We start from the raw sequence: 20,708 nt of genomic DNA, 5'->3' as shown, positions 1-20,708 counted from the left end.
ATCTGGATGTCAGTTATCTCGATCGCAGATGACCGCTCTCGGCGTGCTCCTGCCCGCGCGGAGGACGTCCCGTGTGTGTACGTTGAAGTCGTGGCCCTGCCCACGATCCGCCCCGGAGTCGTCGACGTTCACGCGCACTGGCTGCCGCGTGAACTGCTCGGCCTGCCGCCGGGGAACCCGCTCGGCGGCATGCACGACCGGGATGGCGCGCTCTTCCTCGGAGACGTTCCCCTGTCGTTCCCGACCGCGGCGATGACCGACATCGACGCCATCGTCGCGGACACGCGGAAAGCGGGGCTCGGCGCCCGCGCCATCTCGGCGCCGCCCTTCGCCTTTCCGGTCCACGTGCCGTCCGAGGCGGACGACTACGTGGCCGCCTACAACGAGCGGCTCGCCGACGCGGTGTCCCACACGGACGGAACGCTCGTCGGGCTCGGCCTGGTACGGCTGGACGACGTCGCCGCTGCCCGACGGGAGCTGACGCGGCTCGCCGGGGCGGACGGCGTCGCGGGCATCGCCGTGCCACCGGTGGTCGACGGCCGCTCCTACGACCGGGGCGTCCTGCGGGAGGTGCTCGGCGTCGCCGCCGGGCTCGGGCTGTCCGTGCTGGTGCACCCGATGCAACTGCCGCGCCCGGAATGGGACCACCACTACCTGGTCAACCTGATCGGCAACCCGGTGGAGACCACGACCGCCGTGGCCTCGGTCGTCCTGGGCGGCGTCCTGGAGGACCTGCCCGGCCTGCGGATCTGCTTCGTACACGGCGGAGGCTGCGCGCCCTCCCTGATCGGGAGATGGGGGCACGGCTGGCGGTCCCGCGAGGATGTGCACCGGGGCAGTACCCGGCCGCCCGCGGAGTCGTTCGAGCAGCTGTACTTCGACACGGTCACCCACGATCCGCAGGTGCTGACGCTGCTGCGCTCGCATGCGTCACCGGACCGGATCGTCTGCGGCAGCGACTACCCCTTCGACATGGCGCAGCCCGACCCGGTCGGATTCCTGCTCGGCCACGGAATCGACGCCGCGACGCTGGAGGCGAACGGCCGCCGGTTCCTGGGGATGAAGGCGGCCGCGGAAGGGCGGCGGTGACGCCCGACGCGGCCGAGTGAGGCCCGCACGCGGTTCTCCATGGGCCACCGGGCTGAGGTCCGGGGCGCAGCCCCGAGCGGGGCCGGGGCACAGCCCCAAGCGGCCTCCGGGGCGCAGCCCCGAGCGGCGTCCGGAGCACAGCCCCAAGGGGGGTCCGGGCCTCAGCCCAAGTAGGGGCCCGGGCCTCAGCCCCGAGCGGGGGTCCGGGGCACAGCCCCAAGCGGCGTCCGGAGCACAGCCCCAAGCGGCGTCCGGAGCACAGCCCCAAGCAGGGCCCGGGCCTCAGCCCAAGTAGGGGGTCCGGGGCGCAGCCCCGAGGGGGCCCGGGGCACAGCCCCGAGGGGCCCGGGGCACAGCCCCGAGGGGCCCGGGGCGCAGCCCCGAGGGGGTCCGGGGCGCAGCCCCAAGCAAGGCCCGGGGCACAGCCCCAAGCGGGCCCGGGGCACAGCCCCGAGGGGCCCGGGGCGCAGCCCCGAGGGGGTCCGGGGCGCAGCCCCAAGCAAGGCCCGGGGCGCAGCCCCAAGGGGGCCCGGGCCTCAGCCCCAAGCGGGGCCGGGGCACAGCCCCGAGGGGCCCGGGGCGGAGCCCCAAGCAGGGGTCCGGGGCGGAGCCCCGGTTCGGGAAGGGGCGGGGAGGGGAAACTTCAGCCGACGCCCAGGAAGCGCAGGACCGCCAGCACCCGCCGGTGATCCCCCTCCGCCACCGGCAGGTCCAGCTTCACGAAGATGCTGTTGATGTGCTTCGCCACAGCCGACTCGCTGATCACCAACCCCTCCGCGATCCCCGCGTTGGACCGCCCCTGAGCCATCAGCTCCAGAACCTCCCGCTCCCGCGCGGTCAGCCGGTCCAGCGGGTCGCGGTGGCGGCGGACGAGGAGTTGGGCGACGACCTGGGGGTCGAGCGCGGTGCCGCCGCCGGCGACGCGGTGGAGGGCGGCGATGAAGTCCTCGACGTCCGCGACGCGTTGCTTGAGCAGGTAGCCGATCCCGCTGGTGTGCGCGGTCAGCAGGTCCGCCGCGTAGCGCTCCTCCACGTACTGGGACAGCAGCAGGACCGCCGTGTCCGGCCACTGGTGCCGGATCAGCAGCGCGGCCCGTACGCCCTCGTCGGTGAAGCCGGGGGGCATACGGACGTCGACGACCGCGATGGCGGGGCGGTGTTCCTCGACCGCCGCGAGCAGGCCGTCCGCGTCATCCGTCTCGGCCACGACCTCGAAGCCCGCGGTCTGGAGGACCTTCACCAGGCCGATCCGCAGCAGGACCGAGTCCTCGGCGATCACAGCACGCACGGCAGCTCCACGGTGATGACGGTCGGGCCCCCGCGGGGGCTGCTGAGGTCGAAGGTCCCGTCCACGGAGCCCACGCGCCCCACGAGCCCCGTGAGGCCGCTGCCCCGGGCGGGATCGGCGCCGCCGACCCCGTCGTCGGCGATCACCACCCGCAGTATGTCGGCCGTCCGCACGACCGTGACCTCGGCCCCCGTCGCGTCCGCGTGCTTGGTGGTGTTGGCCAGGGACTCGGAGACGACGAAGTAGGCGACGGCCTCGACGGTGGGCGCGGGGCGCTCGGGGATGTCGATGTGCAGCCGCACCGGCAGCGGGGCGCGGGCGGCGATGCCGGAGAGGGCGGCGTCGAGGCCGCGGTCGTCGAGAACGGCGGGGTGCAGCCCGCGCACCAGGTTGTTCAGTTCCTCGATGGCTTCCTTGGCCTCGCGGTGCGCCTCGTCGATGACCTTGCGCGCTTCTTCGGGCAGATCGCTCAGCGTGGCCTTGGCGAGGCCGAGGTTGACCGCCATGGAGACGAGCCGCTGCTGGGCGCCGTCGTGCAGATCGCGCTCGATGCGGCGGCGTTCGGCGTCGGCCGCGTCGACGGTGCCCGCGCGGCGCTCGGTCAGGTCCTCGACCCGGCGCTCCAGGGCCTTGGCTGGGTCGGGGCCGAGCAGCGCGGTGGCGGCCCGGAGGTCGAACCGTACGAGGGCGCCGGTCAGCCAGTACGCGAGGGCGAGCATGACCACGCCGGCCACGGTGAGATACCCGACCGCGGTGGTGTTGGGGAGGAACTTCAGCCGCCCTCCGGGCACGCTCCAGATGAACACGGTCGTGGCCGCCAGCCCCACCAGAGTCAAGCCACAGACCAGCACCCCGCCGGCCGCGACAGCGGGCCCGACCAGCAGGTTGTAGCGCAGCTCCGACACCCGGCGCGCCGGGCCGGGGATGTCGATGCCGAGCAGGGCCGTGAAGCGGCGCCGCTGCATACGGGTGAACGCCGGGCTGAGGGCGACCAGGGCGGCGGCCGGGAGGGCGACGGCGGCCAGGACGCCCAGGAGCGGCATCGCGGTGTCGCTGAAGACCAGCCACGGCACGCTCAACACCAACAGGGCCAGGAACTGCACGGATATGCCCGCGAGCCCGAATACCGCGTCGCGCCGCAGCCGGGCGAGCGCTGCTCGTGGCGCGGTGGGGAGTCTCATGCGCCGACCTTAGACCGGCGCTTCGGGGCGGGTCGTTCACGCCCGTACCCGGATCGGGGGTGCAACTAGTGCCACCCCCGTTCGGCAACTCGCGTTACCGACAGGCGCGTCCGCGCCGGGGAGGCTGATCACCGTGCCCGAGAAGCAGCCGAGCCGAGTCGGGCCGGAAGGAGATCAGCTCTGATGAGCGCCCTGTACGCCCCCACGGCCCGCCCCGCACGGAACGCCCGCGCGCCCTGGGCCGCCCGGGCAACCCGGACTACCCGGGCCGTGGAGTCGGTGCTCCTCGTCAGTGGCGCCGCGCTGGTCCCCTGGCTCGTCGTGCTGACGACGACGCTGCCGCCCACGGCCCAGGTCGGCCGCTGGAACGTGGCCTGGGCGGGCCTGGACGCGCTGGAGGCGCTCGGGCTGGTGGCCACCGGGCTGCTGCGGCGGCGGGGCGACGGCCGCCACCGGCTCACCGCGGCGGCGACCTGCGCGCTGCTGGTGGTGGACGCGTGGTTCGATACCGTGACGGCGGCCCCGGGCGCCGAGCTGGCCACGGCCCTGGCCATGGCGGTGTGCGCGGAGCTGCCACTGGCGGTGGTGTGCGCGGCGCTGGCCCTGAAGACGGACCGCAGGACAGGCCCCGCCAACACAGACGCCGACGCCGACGTAGACACCGACACCGCCCTCAGGTCTGAGACGTCGCCCACCACAAAATGACCACGGAGATCAGAAAGCAGACGGTCATCGCCCAGAGGACCTGCCGCCGCGCCCGGGGGTCGGCCGTCATGGTCGGGCTGCCGACCGCGCCGTGAGCCTGGGCGAGGTGGTCGAGCCCCTTGTGCCGGGCGCCGCCGTAGGTGATCTGCTCTTCCCAGTCGCAGTGCAGACAGCCGAGCAGCCGCCGCTGCCTGGCGCCGTATCCGTAGCTCACCTCGAAGACGGTGCCGTCCTCACGGGTGGCCGTGATGTGATGCGTCACACCTCGCAGCACGATTCCAGAACCCCCGTTCCGCGCAGAGCCGACGGGCCCTGGCGCCGCGGCAGTCTACCCGCGGCGCCAGGGCCCGTAGCGGCCTGATCGCGTCTTTGAACGCCCTGGTCAGCAGCCGATCAGTCGGCCGCCCAGGTAGGACTGGATCTGGTCGAGGGAGACCCGCTCCTGCTTCATCGTGTCGCGCTCGCGCACGGTCACCGCGTTGTCCTCGAGCGTGTCGAAGTCGACGGTGACGCAGAACGGCGTGCCGATCTCGTCCTGGCGGCGGTAGCGGCGGCCGATCGCGCCCGCGTCGTCGAACTCGATGTTCCAGTGCTTGCGCAGGTCGGTCGCGAGCCCCTTGGCCTTCGGCGAGAGCTGCGGGTTGCGGGACAGCGGCAGCACGGCGACCTTGACCGGCGCGAGGCGCGGGTCGAGCCGCAGCACGGTGCGCTTTTCCATCTTGCCCTTGGCGTTGGGCGCCTCGTCCTCGACGTACGCGTCGAGGAGGAAGGCCAGCATGGCGCGGCCCACGCCCGCCGCCGGCTCGATGACGTACGGCGTCCAGCGCTCGCCGGCCTCCTGGTCGAAGTACGACAGGTCCTGGCCGGAGGCCTGGGAGTGGGCCTTCAGGTCATAGTCGGTGCGGTTGGCCACGCCCTCGAGCTCGCCCCACTCCGAGCCGCCGAAGTTGAAGCGGTACTCGATGTCGGCGGTGCGCTTGGAGTAGTGGGAGAGCTTCTCCTTGGCGTGCTCGTACCAGCGGATGTTGGCCTCCTGGAGGCCCAGGTCGCGGTACCAGTTCCAGCGCTGCTCCATCCAGTACTCCTGCCAGGTCTCGTCCTCGCCCGGCTTGACGAAGAACTCCATCTCCATCTGCTCGAATTCACGCGTACGGAAGATGAAGTTGCCCGGCGTGATCTCGTTGCGGAAGGACTTGCCGATCTGGGCGATGCCGAACGGCGGCTTCCGGCGCGAGGTCTGCTGCACGGCGAGGAAGTTGGTGAAGATGCCCTGCGCGGTCTCGGGGCGCAGATAGGCGACCGAGCCGGAGTCCTGGGTCGGGCCGAGGTGCGTGGAGAGCAGGCCGGAGAACTGCTTGGGCTCGGTGAAGCTGCCCTTGGTGCCGCAGTGCGGACAGTTCAGGTCCGCCAGGCCGTTCTCGGGCAGCCGGCCGTGCTTGGCCTCGTACGCCTCCTCCAGGTGGTCCGCGCGGAACCGCTTGTGGCAGGAGGTGCACTCGGTGAGCGGGTCGGTGAAGGTGGCGACGTGGCCGGACGCCTCCCAGACCTCGCGGGCGAGGATCACCGACGAGTCGAGACCGACCACGTCGTCGCGTGAGGTGACCATCGAGCGCCACCACTGACGCTTGATGTTCTCCTTCAGCTCCACGCCGAGCGGTCCGTAGTCCCAGGCAGCTCGCTGCCCGCCGTAGATCTCGCTGGACGGGTAGACGAAGCCACGGCGCTTGCTCAGGCTGACGATGGTGTCGATCTTGTCGGCGGCCACGGTGCTCTCTTCATTGATGACGGCTGATGACGACTGAGTGAGACGGTGAGACGGCTGTGTGAGACGACTCTGTTATGGCTGATGGCGGCTTTGCGGACGGCGTGCGGACGACAAAGCGAATGCTTCAGGTTACCGGCGGCTCCACCCCTCGGATCAAATCGGTAAGCGAACCGATCAACAAGCGGACCGTTGTTGACAATGGTTTCCATCTTTGTTGAAAATGAGAGTCATGAACATACGTCGCCCCATCCTCCCGGCCGCCGTCGCCGGAGTCGCCGTTCTCGGCCTGGCCACCGCGCTCACAGCCTGCTCCGCCAATACGACGGACGGCCGTACGGACGGCAAACTGGATGTGGTGGCGTCGTTCTACCCGATGCAGTTCCTCGCCGAGCGCATAGGCGGCGGTCACGTCCATGTGTCCAGTCTGACCAAGCCCGGCACGGAACCGCACGACCTGGACATCAGCGCCCGGCAGACCGCCGATCTGAGCAAGGCCGGTCTGGTCGTCTATCTCAAGGGGCTCCAGCCGGCCGTCGACGCCGCCGTCAAGCAGGCCGAGCCGAAGCACGTCGCCGAAGCATCCTCGTACACCTCCCTGGAAGACCACGGTACCGAGGTGGCGGGCGATGAACACGGGCACGACGAGCACGGAGAGGGCGAGCACGGCCACTCCGGCGAGGACGCCGGCTCCGACCCGCACATCTGGCTGGATCCGGTGCGTTACGCCCAGGTCGCCGAGGGTGTCGGCAAGGCGCTGGAGAAGGCCGACCCCGACCACGCCGCCGTCTACAAGAAGAACACCGCCGCGCTGGTCAAGCAGCTCGGCGCGCTGAACGACGATTTCCGGACGGGCCTGAAGAACCGCGCCTCGGACACCTTCATCACCACCCACGCCGCCTTCGGCTACCTCGCCGAGCGCTACGGTCTGCGCCAGGAGGCCATCTCCGGCATCGACCCGGAGTCCGAGCCCAGCCCCGCCCGGGTGAAGGACCTGCACGAGATCGCGAAGAAGGACAAGGTCGGCACCGTCTTCTTCGAGACGCTGGTGAGCGACAAGACCGCCAAGACCCTGGCGGGCGACCTGGGGCTGCGCACCGATGTGCTCGACCCGATCGAGGGCATCAGCGGCAAGTCCAAGGGCCGCGACTACTTCGAGGTCATGCACGCCAACCTCAAGGCGCTCGAAAAGGCCCTGGGCACCAAGTGAGGCCCCAGATGAGGCCCGAGATGAGGCGCGAAATGACGAGCGAACGACGAGCGGAGGAAGCCGTATGAAGCCGGAACCCGCCACGGAGCCATCCCCCGAGAACACCGAGAACACCGCCAAGGCCTCCTCGGACGAGGCCCCGACGGTCATATCGCTGCGCGGCGCCACCGCCTCGCTCGGCGGCCGCCCCGTGCTGCGCGGCGTCGACCTGGCCGTACGGCGCGGCGAGGTGGTCGCGCTGCTCGGCGCCAACGGCTCAGGCAAGTCCACGGCGGTGCGCTCCGTCGTCGGCCAGGTGCCGCTGTCAGGCGGCGATCTCGAGCTGTTCGGCACCCCCGGCCGCCGCTTCCGCGACTGGGCCCGCATCGGCTACGTACCGCAGCGCACCACCGCCGCCAGCGGCGTCCCCGCGACCGTCCGCGAGGTCGTCTCCACCGGGCGGCTCACCCGCAGGCGGCTGGGTCCGCCGCGCGCGGCGGACCGGGCGGCGGTGCGGCGGGCGCTGGAGCTCGTCGGCATGGCCGACCGCGCCAAGGACTCGGTGAGCGCGCTGTCCGGCGGCCAGCACCAGCGGGTGCTGATCGCCCGCGCGCTGGCCGGCGAGCCCGAACTGCTGATCATGGACGAGCCGATGGCCGGGGTCGACCTGGCCAGCCAGGAGATCCTCGCCGGCACCCTGCGCGAGCAGGTCGCCCAGGGCGCCACCGTGCTGCTGGTGCTCCACGAACTCGGCCCGCTGGAGCCGCTGATCGACCGCGCGGTGGTGCTGCGCGACGGCTGTGTGGTCCACGACGGCCCGCCGCCCAAGGCCGTGGGCCAGCACGCGCTGCCGGGCCACGACCACGTACACCCGCACGCGGCGCACGACGCCGAACCGATCCGGACGGGATTGCTGACCTGACATGCTGGAGATCCTCGACTACGCGTTCATGCAGCGGGCGCTGATCGCCGCCGTCCTGGTCGGCATCACCGCCCCCGCCGTCGGCATCTACCTCGTCCAGCGCCGCCAGGCGATCATGGGCGACGGTATCGGCCATGTCGCGCTCACCGGCGTCGCGCTCGGCTTTCTGACCGGCACCAACCCGGTGTGGACGGCCGTCGTGGTCTCCGCCCTCGGCGCGGTCCTCATGGAGCTGATCCGCTGGTACGGCAAGACGCGCGGCGATCTGGCCCTCGCGATGCTCTTCTACGGCGGCATGGCCGGCGGCGTCCTGCTGATCAACCTCTCGCCGACCGGCTCCAACGCCAACCTCACCACGTATCTCTTCGGCTCGATCACCACCGTCTCCCGCGAGGACGTGACCGCGATCACCTTCCTCGCGGCCTTCGTCGTGCTGATCACCCTCGGGCTGCGCCGCCAGCTGTTCGCGGTCTGCCAGGACGAGGAGTTCGCGCGGGTGACCGGCCTGCCGGTGCGCACCCTCAACCTGCTGCTGGCCATCACCGCCGCCGTCACCGTCACCGTGGCCATGCGCGTCGTGGGCCTGCTGCTGGTCAGCGCCCTGATGGTGGTCCCGGTCGCGGCCGCCCAACAGGCCACGCGCGGCTTCGCGATGACGCTCGCGCTCGCCGTCGCGATCGGCATCGTGGTGACGCTCTCCGGCACGGTGTACTCCTTCTACGAGGACGTCCCGCCCGGCGCGAGCATCGTCGTCCTCGCCATCGCCGTGTTCGCCGCGATCACCGCGCTCGCCGCCCCGTTGGCGAGAAGACGCGCACGGAGGGCCGCGGCGGCCGAGGAGCGCTGCACGCTCCCGGTCCCCGGCGCGCGCGTCTCCGCCGCCTCCGCCTCCGCTGGAGCGGGCGAAACGGATGATGTGCTGCTCTAGCCCGTGCGCCCTGCTTTCCCTGGCACAATGGCCACGCGGATGCGCGACGTACGAGCAGGCGACGAGCAGGCGATGTTGAGGAGGCAACTGTGGTGACCGCGGGTCCCCCAGTACGCGGCCGGTCCACCAGGCAGCGGGCGGCGGTAGCGGCTGCGCTGGACGAGGTGGACGAGTTCCGCAGTGCGCAGGAGCTTCACGACATGCTGAAGCACCGCGGCGACTCCGTCGGCCTGACCACGGTCTATCGCACGCTCCAGTCCCTCGCCGACGCGGGCGAGGTCGATGTGTTGCGCACCACCGACGGCGAGGCCGTCTACCGCCGATGCAGCAGCGGCGAGCACCACCACCATCTGGTCTGCCGCACCTGCGGCAAGGCGGTCGAGGTGGAGGGCCCGGCCGTGGAGAAGTGGGCCGACGCGATCGCCGCGGAACACGGCTTCGTGGACGTGGCCCACACGATCGAGATCTTCGGCACCTGTGGGGACTGCGCGACGCCGCCCAAGGTGTAGCTCGCCGACGTTGCGGTGAGTTCGGGACACCGGCACGCCGTCGTCGCGGCGTGTCGCCGTCCCATACTCACCGCAACGACTCACCGCAACGTCACTACCGCTTCCCCCGTCGCAGCCAGTCCCGCACCTTGCGGACCTCGGACACCTTCTCCGGGGGCGAGACGGGCGCGGGGACGGGCGCCGGGACGGGGATGGGCGCTGCCGCAGCCGGGGCCGGCGGGGGCGTGGGCATGGGCATGGGCGGCCCGCTGTGCGGCCGCAGCCCCTTCAGCCGCGCCTGCCAGGGGCCGTCCGCCATCTCCAGGTGCACGATGACCGGCCCCTCGGGCAGTGGCACGGTCTCTCGCCGCCTGCCGATCTCGTTGACGGCGTTCTCGTACCCGGGCAGGGCCGTGGGGTCGTTGTACTCCGCCAGTTCGTAGAGGTGGACGATGAGGTTGTCGTCGCCTCGGTAACGGATGGCGAGGTCGGCCGTACCCGCCGTGTGCAGCAGAACGTCGGGGCCGCCCCACTCCAGCCACTCCTCGGTCAGCCGACGGCCCGCCGCCAGCGGCAACACCCGTAGCTGCCAGGGGCCTTCCGCCTGCAACCGCAGGCGCAGGGGCCCGCGCCCGGGGACCTCGGTCAGCAGCCGCCCCCGGAAGGCGTGCTCGGTGCTGTTGACGAGGTTGTCCTTCTTCTTGTTCCGCTGGTCAAGGGTCCACAGGCCGGTGTATCCCCCGCCCTCGAGGGTGAGTTCGACGATGACCGGCCCCTGCGGGAGTCCGTCCACCGTGATCACGTCGTTGTCCCGGCCGTCCTGCTCGTACGGCTCGAAGACCGCGCCGAACGACCAGTCCGCCGGGTACGCCGGGCCCGGCGCGGGAGGCGGCACCACCAAGGTCGGCGTCGGCGTGGGCGTGGGGGTCGGCACCGGTGCCGGTACGGGAAGCGGTTCCGGGGACGCGGAGGGGGCCTGGACCTGGGCCTGGCCGTCCTCCGCCACGTCCACGCCGTGGTCCGTCGCCAGGCCTGCGAGGCCGTCCACGTACCCCTGGCCCACCGCGCGGAACTTCCAGCCGCCCGCCCGCCGGTACAGCTCCGCCAGCACCATGGCCGTCTCGCCGCCGCCGTCGGTCACGTCGTACCGGGCGATGGACGTACCGTCCGGCGCGAACGCCTCCACCGACGGCCCGGCCACGTCCCGCATCGCGCCGCTGTCCGTCGAGCCGACCACGAGGACGCGGACGATCTCCTCCTCGATCGCGGTGAGGCCGACCTCCAGCCACACCGTGCCGTCGCCCTCACCCCCGTCCCCATCCCCGGCCAGCCGCACGGCGCCCGACGGATGGACCGGCGCGCCGTGGAACACGACATCCCCGTCCCCCCGAACCCTCCCGCCCTCCGTCAGGAGCAAGGCCGAGGCGTCCAGCCCGCTCCGCACGGCGATCCGCAGCGGCACGGACGGAACAAAGGTGTTGCCACCCTTGATCATTCCCCCATCACCTTTTCTTCACATCGTGGGCCGGCGAGCGGATCATGCCACAGGTCGCCGAATGCGCACACGGTCGGGCGCGCCTGACCCCCAACACGGTTGTCGGTGGCGGCGGTTACGGTTCTTGATGGTGGTGACCAGCAGGGATCACCACTGCCGGACCGACTGGGGGACGCACGCCATGACCGATCTCTACACCGTGTCCATCGATGCCGTCGAAGGCCCGACCTTCCGCGGCAAGGTGCACATCATCAACCCCGACGCGGCGAGCGTTCCCTCCGTTCGCACCTTCCCGCTGGCCCTGCTGGTGGACGCCTGGTATCTGCTGACCAACGGATTCCTGGGCGACGACGGCCCGGAGGTGCACCGCGGGGACCGGTGCCCCATCTCCAAGGAGCGGGGCAAGGAGATCGTGGCCGGCATGCGGCTGAAGGACGATCTCTCGGAGGTCTACGACCTCATCCTGGGCAAGATGATCCGCGTCAACAGCGGCGGATACATCCTCGCGGACGACGGCAGGACCGTCGCCGAGCCCAGGCGCCGGGCCGAAGACGTGTACAAGCTGGGCTGGAGCTCGGGCCGCGACCCGAGCTCGTCGTACGTGTTCACCAGGAGCGATCCGGAGGAGTTCGCCCGGCGCGCCGCCGAGATCGTGACCTCCTACGAGCGCGGCCCGGTCCTCAATGTGCCGCTGTGGAGCGAGGTCGCGGCGCTGGAGAGCGACCGCGAGCCCTGGGAGCCGGGAGAGGACCGGGAAGCCATGCTCACCTGGCACGACCCCGTCGACCTGGAGTACTGGCGGGCGTGGCGGCTGCTGCGGGACCGCCCGTTCGAGGAGTGGCCCTACGCGGAGATCACGGTGACGGTGAGCGACGCGGGGTATCTGGAGCATCTGGCGGGCGGCGGCATGCGCTGGTCGACCGCGCAGACCGGCTACGCGTGAGCACCGCCGCCCTGGGCCCTTACTTCTGGTTCTCCTTCTGGGCCTCGTTCGGGATCGCCCCGCCGAAGCGGCGGTCGCGGGAGGCGTACTCCAGGCAGGCCCGCCACAGGTCACGGCGGTCGAAGTCCGGCCAGAGCACGTCCTGGTAGACCATCTCCGCGTAGGCGCTCTGCCAGATCAGGTAGTTGGAGGTGCGCTGCTCGCCCGAGGGCCGCAGGAAGAGATCCACATCCGGCATGTCCGGGAAGTAGAGGTACTTCGCGAAGGTCTTCTCGTTGACCTTCGACGGGTCGAGACGCCCCGCCCTGACGTCCTCCGCCAGCGCCTTCGCCGCGTCCGCGATCTCGGCCCGGCCGCCGTAGTTCATGCAGAAGTACATGGTCATGGCGTCGTTGTCCTTGGTCTGCTCCTGCGCGACCTGGAGCTCCTGAGCCACCGACTTCCACAGCTTCGGCATCCGCCCCACCCAGCGGATACGGATGCCCATCTCGTCCATCTCGTCGCGGCGGCGGCGGATGACGTCCCGGTTGAAGTTCATCAGGAAGCGGACCTCGTCGGGCGAGCGCTTCCAGTTCTCGGTGGAGAAGGCGTAGAGGGAGAGGTTGTTGACCCCTATCTCCAGACAGCCCTTGAGCACGTCGAGGACCACGCCCTCGCCCACCTTGTGCCCCTCGGTGCGCGGCAGCCCGCGCTCCTTGGCCCAGCGGCCGTTGCCGTCCATGACGACCGCCACATGGTTCGGCACCAGCTCACCGGGGATCTTCGGCGGACGGGCACCCGAGGGGTGCTGGTCCGGGGCCCGGTACTCGCGTCGCTGTCGGCCCAGAATCCCGCGTCGTGCCATTGCCTGCCGTCTCCCTCTCAACGCTTCCGTGGTCTATTTCTCTACATACCGCAGCGACCGGAGCCCCCGCTCCAGGTGCCAGTGCAAATAAGCCGCCACCAGCCCGCTGCCCTCCCGGGCGTGCCGCGCCTCGCACGCGTCCGCCGTCGCCCAGTCCCCGGTCAGGAGCGCGCCCAGCAGCATCAGCGCCTCCGCCGAGGGTACGACGCTTCCGGGCACCCGGCACTCCCCGCAGATCACCCCGCCCGCGCCGACCGAGAAGAACCGGTTGGGCCCGGGCATGCCGCACTTCGCGCAGTTGTCGAAGCTCGGCGCGTAGCCGTTCACGGCGAGGGAACGGAGGAGGAACGCGTCCAGGATGAGATGCGGCTCGTGCTCCCCCGAGGCGAGCGTCCGCAGCGCGCCGACCAGCAGCAGATACTGCTGCATGGCGGGCTCGCCCTCGTGGTCGGTGAACCGCTCGGCGGTCTCCAGCATGGCCGTACCGGCGGTGTAGCGGGCGTAGTCGGTCACGATGGCGCTGCCGTACGGAGCGATGGTCTCACTCTGCGTGCACAGCGGCAGCCCGCGGCCGACCAGCTCGCCGCCACCGCGCGAGAAGAACTGCACGTCGACATGGCTGAACGGTTCCAGCCGCGCCCCGAACTTCGACTTCGTCCGCCGCACCCCCCGGGCCACGGCCCGCACCCGGCCGTGACCACGGGTGAGCAGCGTGATGATCCGGTCCGCCTCGCCCAGCTTCTGGGTGCGCAGCACGATGCCGTCGTCGCGGAACAGACTCATGGCGCTCATTCTCCATGACGGCGGACGCCGCGGAGAACGGCATCCGCTCAGGCGGCGGCGAAGTGGGCGATGAGCGCCGTCGCGACCGGATCGACCGCCTCCGGCGCGATCATGTGGCCCATGTCCTGGACCATCAGCAGCCGGGCCCCGGCGATCGCCTCCGCGATCAGCTGCCCGTGTCCGGGCTTGGCCGGTTCGCAGGTGCCCTCGACGACCAGGGTGGGCGCCTGCACCCTGACCAGCGCGCCGACGGGTTCGAACGCCAGGTCGGCCATTCCGGCCAGCCGGTGGTTGGCCGTGGTGCGCGGGTCGCGGGCGCGGTCGAACAGCAGCTCCTCCAGCCGCCGTTGGGCGTCCTCGTCGAACGGCAGCGCCGTTCCGTTCATCACCCTGGCCATCGCGATCTGGAAGTCGATGGCCTCGGCGCGGGTGCCGGGCGGCGCGGCCGTCATGGCGGCCCGGAAGAACTCGAGGAACTCCGGCCGCGGCTCCGGCAGGCTGCCCGCCGGCTGCGGTTCGCCGAGCAGGGCACGGGTCAGCACCTCTCCCTCGCGGGCGCCGAGCGGCGAGGAGCCGATCACCGTGAGGGTGGCCACCCGCTCGGGGTGGTCCGCGGCGATCCACTGGGCGAGCAGACCGCCCGCGGAGTGGCCGACCACGTGCGCCCGGTCGATGCCGAGGGCGTCGAGCAGGCCGAGGGCGTCGTCCTTGAGCGCCGCCCAGGTGTAGGGGTGGGCCTCGAAGTCCCGGGCCGTGGACCGGCCGACGTCCCGGTGGTCGTAGCGGATGACCCGGTGGCCGGCGGCCGCGATGCGGCCCACGAACTCGTCGGGCCACAGCAGGCCCTGGGTCATCGACCCCATGATGAGCAGCACCGGCGGATGGGAGGGGTCGCCGAACTCCTCCGCCCACAGCTCGATGTCGCCGACCGTGACCAGCTGTCCTTCTACCGTCATGCGTGTCTCTCTTCTCTCGTTGACGGGGACGACTCTGCCGGGACGGGCCATCGGTGCCATCCGTAGAACCACTGGTGGCGGCTACTGGTGGCGACTACTGGTGGCGGCTACTGAAGCAGCAGCCGGGTCAGCTCCGCGCGCGAGCTGATGCCCAGCTTCGGGTAGACCTTGTAGAGGTGGTACTCCACGGTGCGGGGGCTGAGGAACAGCTGGGCCGCGACCTCGCGGTTGGCCGCGCCCTGGGCCACCAGCCGGGCGATCCGCAGCTCTTGCGGGGTGAGCGCGGCGAGCGCGTCCGGCGCCGGGCGGTCGGCGCTCTCCCCCGCGGCCCGCAGCTCGCCCCGCGCGCGCCGCTCCCACGGTTCGGCCGCCAGCCGCTGGAAGACCTCCATGGCCTGGCGCAGATGCCCTCTCGCCTCGCCGACCCGGCGGGCGCGGCGCAGCCGCTCGCCCAGCAGCAGCGCGGTACGGGCCCGGTCGTACGCGGCCCCGCTGTCGACGGCGAGGTGCCCCAGCGCCTCGTACAGCAGCGACACGGCCTTGTCGTCCTCGGCCACCAGCGCGCGGCAGCGGGCCAGCAGCGCCCGGGAGCGCGCCGACGCCGCGTGCGCCGACCACCGCTCCAGGAAGGCCACGGCGGTGCGGGCGGCGGCCTCGTCCCCGGCGGCCACGGCGGCCTCGACCCGGTCGGCGACCGACCCCCATACGACCACGGGGTGTCCGGCGCCCGGGCCCGCGTCGACCAGCGCCGCCAGTCGCTCGTGCGCCTGGGCGAACCGGCCGAGGCCGAGGTCGAGGACGCCCAGGGCGTAGGAGGCCACGCCGACGCGCAGTCCGAGCCGGTGCGGAATGGCGATGGCCAGGGCCTGTCGGGCGTGGGTGTGGCAGACGTCCTCCTCGCCGCGCACCGCGGCGCAGACCGCGAGGTTGGCCAGGTGCGCGGCCGCGGAGTTGCTGATGCCCGCTTCCCGGGCGAGCGCCAGCCCTTCCGTGGACAGGGCGGTGCTCAGGGCGAACCGGCTGTTCATCCGCTCGGCGGTGGCGGCGTTCTCCAGGACGACGGGCAGCGTGCCCGCCATTCCGGACACCCGGGCGACCGCACCGGCCCGCGCCCCGTACGCGGCCGCGGCGTCCCCTTCGCCGAGCAGGCTGGCGGCGGCGGCCGCCCACAGCAGGGTGGCGGCCTCGCCCGCGTCGCCGGCGCCGCCCGCGTCACCCGCGTCGTCCGGGACGGCCGTGTCGCCCGGGACGGCCGCCAGGGCCCGTCTGAGCAGCGGCACCCCGCGTTCGGGGTCCCCGCCCTGCAAGGCACCGGACCCGGCCAGGACGTCCCGCACGAACGCGTCCGCGGAACCCGGCGGCGGTGGCTCGGACAGGGCCTCGGCACGCCGGCCGATGCGCACGGTGGCGTCGCTGTCGCCCACGTAGGAGGCGGCCTCGGCGGCGTCCGCGAGCAGTTGGAGCCGGTCGGGTGCCTGGTCCGCCGCGGCGAGGAAGATACGCAACGCCTCGGCCGCGTCCCCGGAGTTGAGCGCGAAGCGGCCGCGCAGCTGGGCGAGTTCGGCCAGCAGGCCGGGGTCCTCGGCGGTCTCTCCGGCCGCCGCGAGCGCGCTGTGCGCCTGGCCCGGTCGCCCGCCGAGCCAGGCCGCCACGGCCGCGTCGGTCAGCCGGCGGGCCCGGGCGGCGGGGTCGGGCGTCAGCTGCGCGGCGCGGGTGAGGGCGTCGGCGGCGTCCGCGTAGCCGCCCCGGGCGCGGGCCCGGTCGGCAGCGGCGGCCAGGTCCGCGGCGATCTCCTCGTCGGGCCCGATGGCCACGGCGGCCAGGTGCCCCGCCCGGCGGTCCGCGTCGCCCGCCGCCCCGAGGACCGCGGCCAGCGCCTCGTGGGCGGCGCGCCGGTCCGCCGGGCTCGCGGCGGCGTGCACCGCGGAGCGGATCAGCGGGTGCCGGAAGGTGATCGCGGCGGGCCCGTCCACCAGCAGCCCGGCGGCCTCGGCCGGCTCCAGCGCCCGTTCCGGGGCCCCGAGCCGGGCGGCGGCGGCCAGCACCACCCGGGGGTCGCCCCGCCCGTCGAGCGCGGTGACCAGCAGCACCCGGCGGGTCCCGGCGGGCAGTGCGGCGAGCTGGCCGCCGTAGACGGCGGTGACCCCCTCCCCCAGCGGCAGCGGGTCGGGCAGCGGCTCGTGACCCGTCAGCTGGCCGGCCGTCAGCAGTTCGGCGGTCTCCTGGAGGGCGAGCGGGTTGCCATCAGTGGCCTCCGCGATCAGCGCCGCGACCCGCGGCGAGGGCTCCACGGCCGCCCAGCCGGCGAGGGCCGCGGCCGCGTCGGCGACGTCCAGCCCGGTCAGCCGCCGCTCCGGCAGGTCGCGCAGCGCGTACCGGGTGTCGGGGGTGTCCCTCGTGGCGATCAGCAGCCCCACGCCGTCGGTGTCCAGGCGGCGCGCGGCGAACAGCAGGGCGTCGGCGGAGGCCCGGTCGACCCAGTGGAAATCGTCGACGACGCACAGCAGCCCGTGCTGCCGCCCGGCCTCGGCCAGCAGCGACAGCACCCCCGCGGCCACCAGGAACCGATCCTGCGCGGCGGGCGGCGCGGCCAGCCCCAACGCCCCGCGCACCGCGTCCCGCTGCGGACCGGGCAACGCGTCGATGAGCCCGGCGACCGGCCGCAGCAACTGATGCAGGGCAGCGAACGCGAGCCCCGTCTCGGGTTCGGCGCCGGTGGCGCGCAGCACCGTGGCGGGGGCGGCCTGCTCCGCGGCGTACCGCAGCAGCGCGGACTTCCCGACGCCGGGCTCGCCCCGCAGCACCAGGACCCGCCCGGCGCCGGACCGGACGCCGTCCAGCAGCTCGGCGAGCGCCGCGCGTTCGTCCGCGCGTCCGGCGAGTCGGCCCCCTGGCATACGGTCCCCCCTGCTGTGCTCGTGAGCGCAACGGGTCCGGCGCCGCGCGCCGGGCCGACTGTACGCGGTCCGCTCCGCGGGGACGCGGGGCCTCACGGCTCGGCCCAGTCGCGGCGGCTTAAGCGCTGACCTGTGCGTTTGTGGTGAATATTGAGACAGCAACACGCACCGTGACGTGCGCGTGACGCTAGGATGATCGTTTTGCACATCGCTGCCGGGTGCGCAGTACGGCAGTACGGCAGTACGAGGGGGAGGGAAGCGCATGTCCACGTTCGAGGCGGAATGGGCGCAGATGAAGCGCGAGGCATCCGGGGAGACCCGAATGAGCCTCGCGGGCGCCGGCGACAAGCCCGACTGGGAGCAAGAGGGATCGGGCAGCGTGAGGTCCAGCAAGAACGCGTGGACGGAGGCGGCCCAGGGAGTCGGCGAGCTCCGGGGGAACATCAAGACCGCGCTGACAAAGCTGGAGGAAGAGCAGAAGGGCCTGGGCGCGGGCAGCGAGACCGGCGGCGGTATCGAGAGCGCGGCGGCCCAGCGGGAGCTCTACCACTCCTGGAAGCGCTATCTGAAAGGTGTGAGCGGCAAGTGCGGCACCTTTCAGGACCGGCTCCAGAAGGCCGGGGATCACCACTACGAGAACGACGCGGCCATCGAGAGCGCATTCGATAGATGGGACGGCCTGTACAAGGACACGAAGCCCGTCGGTGGCGAGAGCCGGGGGCGGTGACGCGGACCAGTGGATTACACGACCCTCAAGTCCCTCAAGCCTTCTGAGTTCGAGGACGCGGCAGGCGGCTATCGGACCCTCGGCGACATGGCGAGTCAGGCCAAGGACGACATCGAGCAGCAAGTGACCGCGGGCATGCGGAAATCGCTCAAGGGCGAAGCCGTGGACGAGGCTGTCCGGAAACTCCGGAAGCTGTCCACGAACTTCCATTACACCCAGGTCGAATGCGCACTCATCACCACCGCTCTCAACTCTCTGGCCTACGAACTGCGAGCAGCCAAGAACAAGCTCGACGCCGCTGTGGAGGATGCCGCTGCCGCACAGTTCACCGTGGACTCCGACGGCTCGGTGAGCTACCCGGCGGCCGGCGACAAGGTCGACGGCAAGGTGCCCGAGGGCGGTACGGTCACGGGCAGCGCCAGGAAGTCCACCGGCAACCCGATCGACCCTGCTGGGGACGCGAACGACACGGCCAGGGCTCTCGAGCGCCAGGCATCGAACCTCTCCGACAACCCGAATTACGACCGCGCGTTGGCCATCGCCAACCGCATTGAGCAAGCCGTCCACCAGGCCACCCGGGCCGACGAAAAGTGGGCCCCTGAGCTGCGCAAGTTGAAGGCTGACGACGATCTGGTCGTCGCCGCCGAGGACTGGGCTGACGCGAAGAGGGACATGGGTGGTGTCCGCCGCGGCGCGAAGGGATACCTGGACGCCATCAAAGCGCCCCTGGAGGACAGCAATCCGGAAGAGAACGCCACGTGGTGGAAGAGCCTCTCGAAGAATGAGCAGGACGCTACTCTCGCCCTCGATCCAGCAGGGCTCGGCAAGCGTGACGGTTTACCCGCAGCCGTGCGCGACGAAGCGAACCGGACTGTGCTCGCCGAAACCCGTGCGGAACTCGACCTGAAACTCGACGAGCTCGGCAAGAATGAGCCCGCGAAGTACGAGCAAAAGTGGAACAACATAACCCAGCTTCCCGTTCAGGGAGAGAAGCAGGTGACCCTGGCCTGGCAGGCGTGGGACAGGGAAAGAACCAGGATTAAGGAATCCTTGGATGGTATGGACGCCATTGAGCGCCGCTTTGACAGGACGGGAGAGGATGGCCTGCCGGAGGCGTATCTGCTGGGATTCAGCGCGGAAGGTCGGGGACGGGCCATCGTCGCCAACGGAAATCCTGATGACGCGGATCACATCGCGGTGTACACACCTGGAACCGGAGCCTCACTCAGTAACAGTAATGGAGACATCAATCGCGGGGTGAACTTGTGGAAAACCTCCCAGCCACTGACCGATCAGGAAGTATCGACCGTTACTTGGATAGGCTACGATGCGCCGCCGGGACTCTCGGACGCCACTCGGGATAAATACGCGGACAACGCCGTAGGTCCGTACGGCCAGTTCATCGATGGCCTCAACGCTGCGAACAAATCTGGTTCCGACGCTCATATCACCGCAATCGCGCATTCATATGGGACCACGGTCATCGGCGCCGCGGCCGAAGACGGGGACCTCGGCGTCGACGACATCGTGTTCGCCGGCAGCCCTGGCGCCCGGGCGGAAAATGCCGCGGATCTGGACGTAGGTAAGGGGCATGTCTGGAATGAGCACGCCAAGGGTGACGATTTGGTAAACGGCGTTGGCCGCTTCGGCCACGGGGGCGGGGTCTCGGGCATCGACCCAACTGACCCGATCTTCGGCGCCAACCAGATGGCCACTGATACCGAGGGGCACAGCGGCTACTGGGACTACGACGACAAAAACGATGTGCCGAGTCTCAGTATCGAGAACCAAGGAAAGGTCATCGTGGGAGAATACGACAAGGTGAAAATGAAGCCACGCGACGATGGATCACTTCTGCCGGTCGACTGGCGTGAGCCGCCGAATTGGGACGTCTGACGTGTGGAAGGTGTGGCGATGTCGACGGGCACTGCCCGCTGCGGCGGTTCTCCTATGCGTCATGGGGTGCGGATCCATGAGTGACTCGGATGGTGCGGCTCCGAAGGAAATGCATCCAACGCAGGCCAAGGAGCACGTCAGAAAGCTGTCCAGCGATGTGTTCGACATGGTCCGGCTTCAAGGGAAAGTGTCGCCGGCCGGACCTGCAACAATGCCCTCCCAACAGGGGGAACGGGAGTATTCCGTCCAGCATTTCTGGTCCATCTCTCGCCTGTCTGATCGGGAGTTGACGCGCGGCTTCAACCGCTTGCGTGAAGAACTTCCGAAGGAGGGGTGGCGTATCACTCATTTCGGGCACGCGAACTCAACGGCCCGCCAGTTGGAGATAGCGGCCGTACATGAAAAGGACAAGTACTCGTTGTCCGCGGAGCTCTGGGTCAGCAGCTCAGAAGAAAACGCACATGCGTCCGCGCCCAAGAAGGGCCGAATCGTGTTCTCCGTCGGGTCTCCCACCTACCGAACTCCCAAGGGAGTCGACCGCGACAACTACTGATGCCCCATCCTGAAACGCGACTGCCCGCGGCGCTGTCGCACGGTCGAGGGGCGGCCTGCCGA

The 20,708-nt window shown here is 71.1% G+C and carries 19 protein-coding genes; 10 read left to right on the top strand and 9 right to left on the bottom strand.

Annotation, left to right across the window (positions count from 1 at the left end; genetic code table 11):
* Window positions 1-75 precede the first annotated feature (75 nt).
* Window positions 76-1,089, top strand: coding sequence for an amidohydrolase family protein (locus ABTY62_RS08220; RefSeq protein WP_352128578.1), 1,014 nt, complete (start codon window positions 76-78; stop codon window positions 1,087-1,089).
* Window positions 1,090-1,732: 643 nt separating this feature from the next.
* On the opposite strand, the gene ABTY62_RS08215 is transcribed toward ABTY62_RS08220, so the two are convergent.
* Entirely contained in the window at window positions 1,733-2,377 is a 645-nt protein-coding gene (locus ABTY62_RS08215) for a response regulator transcription factor (RefSeq protein WP_352128577.1), read from the bottom strand.
* A complete protein-coding gene (locus ABTY62_RS08210) occupies window positions 2,365-3,558 on the bottom strand; it encodes a sensor histidine kinase (RefSeq protein ID WP_352128576.1) in 1,194 nt (397 codons plus the stop codon). Before ABTY62_RS08210 ends, ABTY62_RS08215 begins: the two co-directional genes overlap by 13 nt.
* A gap of 183 nt (window positions 3,559-3,741) precedes the next feature.
* Between ABTY62_RS08210 and ABTY62_RS08205 the strand changes: the two genes are divergently transcribed.
* Window positions 3,742-4,263 carry a hypothetical protein gene (locus ABTY62_RS08205; protein WP_352128575.1) on the top strand — a complete coding sequence of 174 codons (522 nt, stop codon included), beginning with the start codon at window positions 3,742-3,744 and terminating at the stop codon, window positions 4,261-4,263.
* Here the strand turns inward: ABTY62_RS08205 and ABTY62_RS08200 are convergent.
* Together ABTY62_RS08200 and ABTY62_RS08195 are read right to left on the bottom strand one after the other, a co-directional pair.
* Complete coding sequence (locus ABTY62_RS08200; RefSeq protein WP_352128574.1) at window positions 4,232-4,525, bottom strand: hypothetical protein; 294 nt, start codon at window positions 4,523-4,525, stop codon at window positions 4,232-4,234. The genes ABTY62_RS08205 and ABTY62_RS08200 overlap by 32 nt on opposite strands.
* A 120-nt stretch (window positions 4,526-4,645) precedes the next feature.
* Window positions 4,646-6,028: a glycine--tRNA ligase gene (locus ABTY62_RS08195; RefSeq protein WP_352128573.1), complete on the bottom strand. Its 1,383-nt coding sequence runs from the start codon at window positions 6,026-6,028 to the stop codon at window positions 4,646-4,648.
* A gap of 229 nt (window positions 6,029-6,257) precedes the next feature.
* Between ABTY62_RS08195 and ABTY62_RS08190 the strand changes: the two genes are divergently transcribed.
* The 4 genes from ABTY62_RS08190 (at window position 6,258) to ABTY62_RS08175 (ending at window position 9,573) form a co-directional block, all read left to right on the top strand.
* Window positions 6,258-7,235 carry a metal ABC transporter substrate-binding protein gene (locus tag ABTY62_RS08190; protein ID WP_352128572.1) on the top strand — a complete coding sequence of 326 codons (978 nt, stop codon included), beginning with the start codon at window positions 6,258-6,260 and terminating at the stop codon, window positions 7,233-7,235.
* A gap of 64 nt (window positions 7,236-7,299) precedes the next feature.
* The gene (locus ABTY62_RS08185; protein ID WP_352128571.1) at window positions 7,300-8,136 is read left to right on the top strand and encodes a metal ABC transporter ATP-binding protein; all 837 of its coding nucleotides are present in this window, start codon (window positions 7,300-7,302) and stop codon (window positions 8,134-8,136) included.
* 1 nt (window position 8,137) lies between these two features.
* The gene (locus ABTY62_RS08180) at window positions 8,138-9,064 is read left to right on the top strand and encodes a metal ABC transporter permease (protein WP_311722564.1); all 927 of its coding nucleotides are present in this window, start codon (window positions 8,138-8,140) and stop codon (window positions 9,062-9,064) included.
* Between the two features lie 89 nt (window positions 9,065-9,153).
* Complete coding sequence (locus ABTY62_RS08175; protein WP_311722563.1) at window positions 9,154-9,573, top strand: Fur family transcriptional regulator; 420 nt, start codon at window positions 9,154-9,156, stop codon at window positions 9,571-9,573.
* Between the two features lie 94 nt (window positions 9,574-9,667).
* On the opposite strand, the gene ABTY62_RS08170 is transcribed toward ABTY62_RS08175, so the two are convergent.
* Window positions 9,668-11,047 (bottom strand): TerD family protein, encoded by a 1,380-nt coding sequence (locus tag ABTY62_RS08170; RefSeq protein ID WP_352128570.1) that lies wholly within the window; start codon window positions 11,045-11,047, stop codon window positions 9,668-9,670.
* 181 nt (window positions 11,048-11,228) lie between these two features.
* On the opposite strand from ABTY62_RS08170, the gene ABTY62_RS08165 reads away from it, so the two are divergent.
* Entirely contained in the window at window positions 11,229-11,990 is a 762-nt protein-coding gene (locus tag ABTY62_RS08165) for a hypothetical protein (protein WP_352128569.1), read from the top strand.
* 19 nt (window positions 11,991-12,009) lie between these two features.
* On the opposite strand, the gene ABTY62_RS08160 is transcribed toward ABTY62_RS08165, so the two are convergent.
* The 4 genes from ABTY62_RS08160 to ABTY62_RS08145 all read right to left on the bottom strand — a co-directional run bounded on the left by ABTY62_RS08160 (window position 12,010) and on the right by ABTY62_RS08145 (window position 17,470).
* Window positions 12,010-12,834 carry an isoprenyl transferase gene (locus tag ABTY62_RS08160; RefSeq protein ID WP_352128568.1) on the bottom strand — a complete coding sequence of 275 codons (825 nt, stop codon included), beginning with the start codon at window positions 12,832-12,834 and terminating at the stop codon, window positions 12,010-12,012.
* 33 nt (window positions 12,835-12,867) lie between these two features.
* Entirely contained in the window at window positions 12,868-13,617 is a 750-nt protein-coding gene (gene recO / locus ABTY62_RS08155) for a DNA repair protein RecO (RefSeq protein WP_352128567.1), read from the bottom strand.
* Between the two features lie 47 nt (window positions 13,618-13,664).
* The gene (locus ABTY62_RS08150) at window positions 13,665-14,573 is read right to left on the bottom strand and encodes an alpha/beta fold hydrolase (protein WP_352128566.1); all 909 of its coding nucleotides are present in this window, start codon (window positions 14,571-14,573) and stop codon (window positions 13,665-13,667) included.
* Window positions 14,574-14,680: 107 nt separating this feature from the next.
* On the bottom strand, window positions 14,681-17,470 hold the full coding sequence (locus ABTY62_RS08145; protein ID WP_352128565.1) for a helix-turn-helix transcriptional regulator: 2,790 nt from the start codon (window positions 17,468-17,470) through the stop codon (window positions 14,681-14,683).
* A 262-nt stretch (window positions 17,471-17,732) separates the two neighbouring features.
* On the opposite strand from ABTY62_RS08145, the gene ABTY62_RS08140 reads away from it, so the two are divergent.
* The 3 genes from ABTY62_RS08140 (at window position 17,733) to ABTY62_RS08130 (ending at window position 20,646) form a co-directional block, all read left to right on the top strand.
* Window positions 17,733-18,197 carry a hypothetical protein gene (locus ABTY62_RS08140; protein ID WP_352128564.1) on the top strand — a complete coding sequence of 155 codons (465 nt, stop codon included), beginning with the start codon at window positions 17,733-17,735 and terminating at the stop codon, window positions 18,195-18,197.
* A gap of 9 nt (window positions 18,198-18,206) precedes the next feature.
* Window positions 18,207-20,093 (top strand): alpha/beta hydrolase, encoded by a 1,887-nt coding sequence (locus tag ABTY62_RS08135; protein WP_352128563.1) that lies wholly within the window; start codon window positions 18,207-18,209, stop codon window positions 20,091-20,093.
* Between the two features lie 76 nt (window positions 20,094-20,169).
* Window positions 20,170-20,646, top strand: a complete 477-nt coding sequence (locus ABTY62_RS08130; protein ID WP_352128664.1) for a hypothetical protein — start codon at window positions 20,170-20,172, stop codon at window positions 20,644-20,646.
* Window positions 20,647-20,708 lie beyond the last annotated feature (62 nt).

Origin of the sequence: Streptomyces sp. NPDC097640 (assembly GCF_040302705.1) — a bacterium.
Classification (GTDB): Bacteria; Actinomycetota; Actinomycetes; order Streptomycetales; family Streptomycetaceae; genus Streptomyces.
The sequence above is the reverse complement of the archived record's forward strand: the minus strand, read 5'-3'. Positions and strand labels throughout refer to the sequence as shown.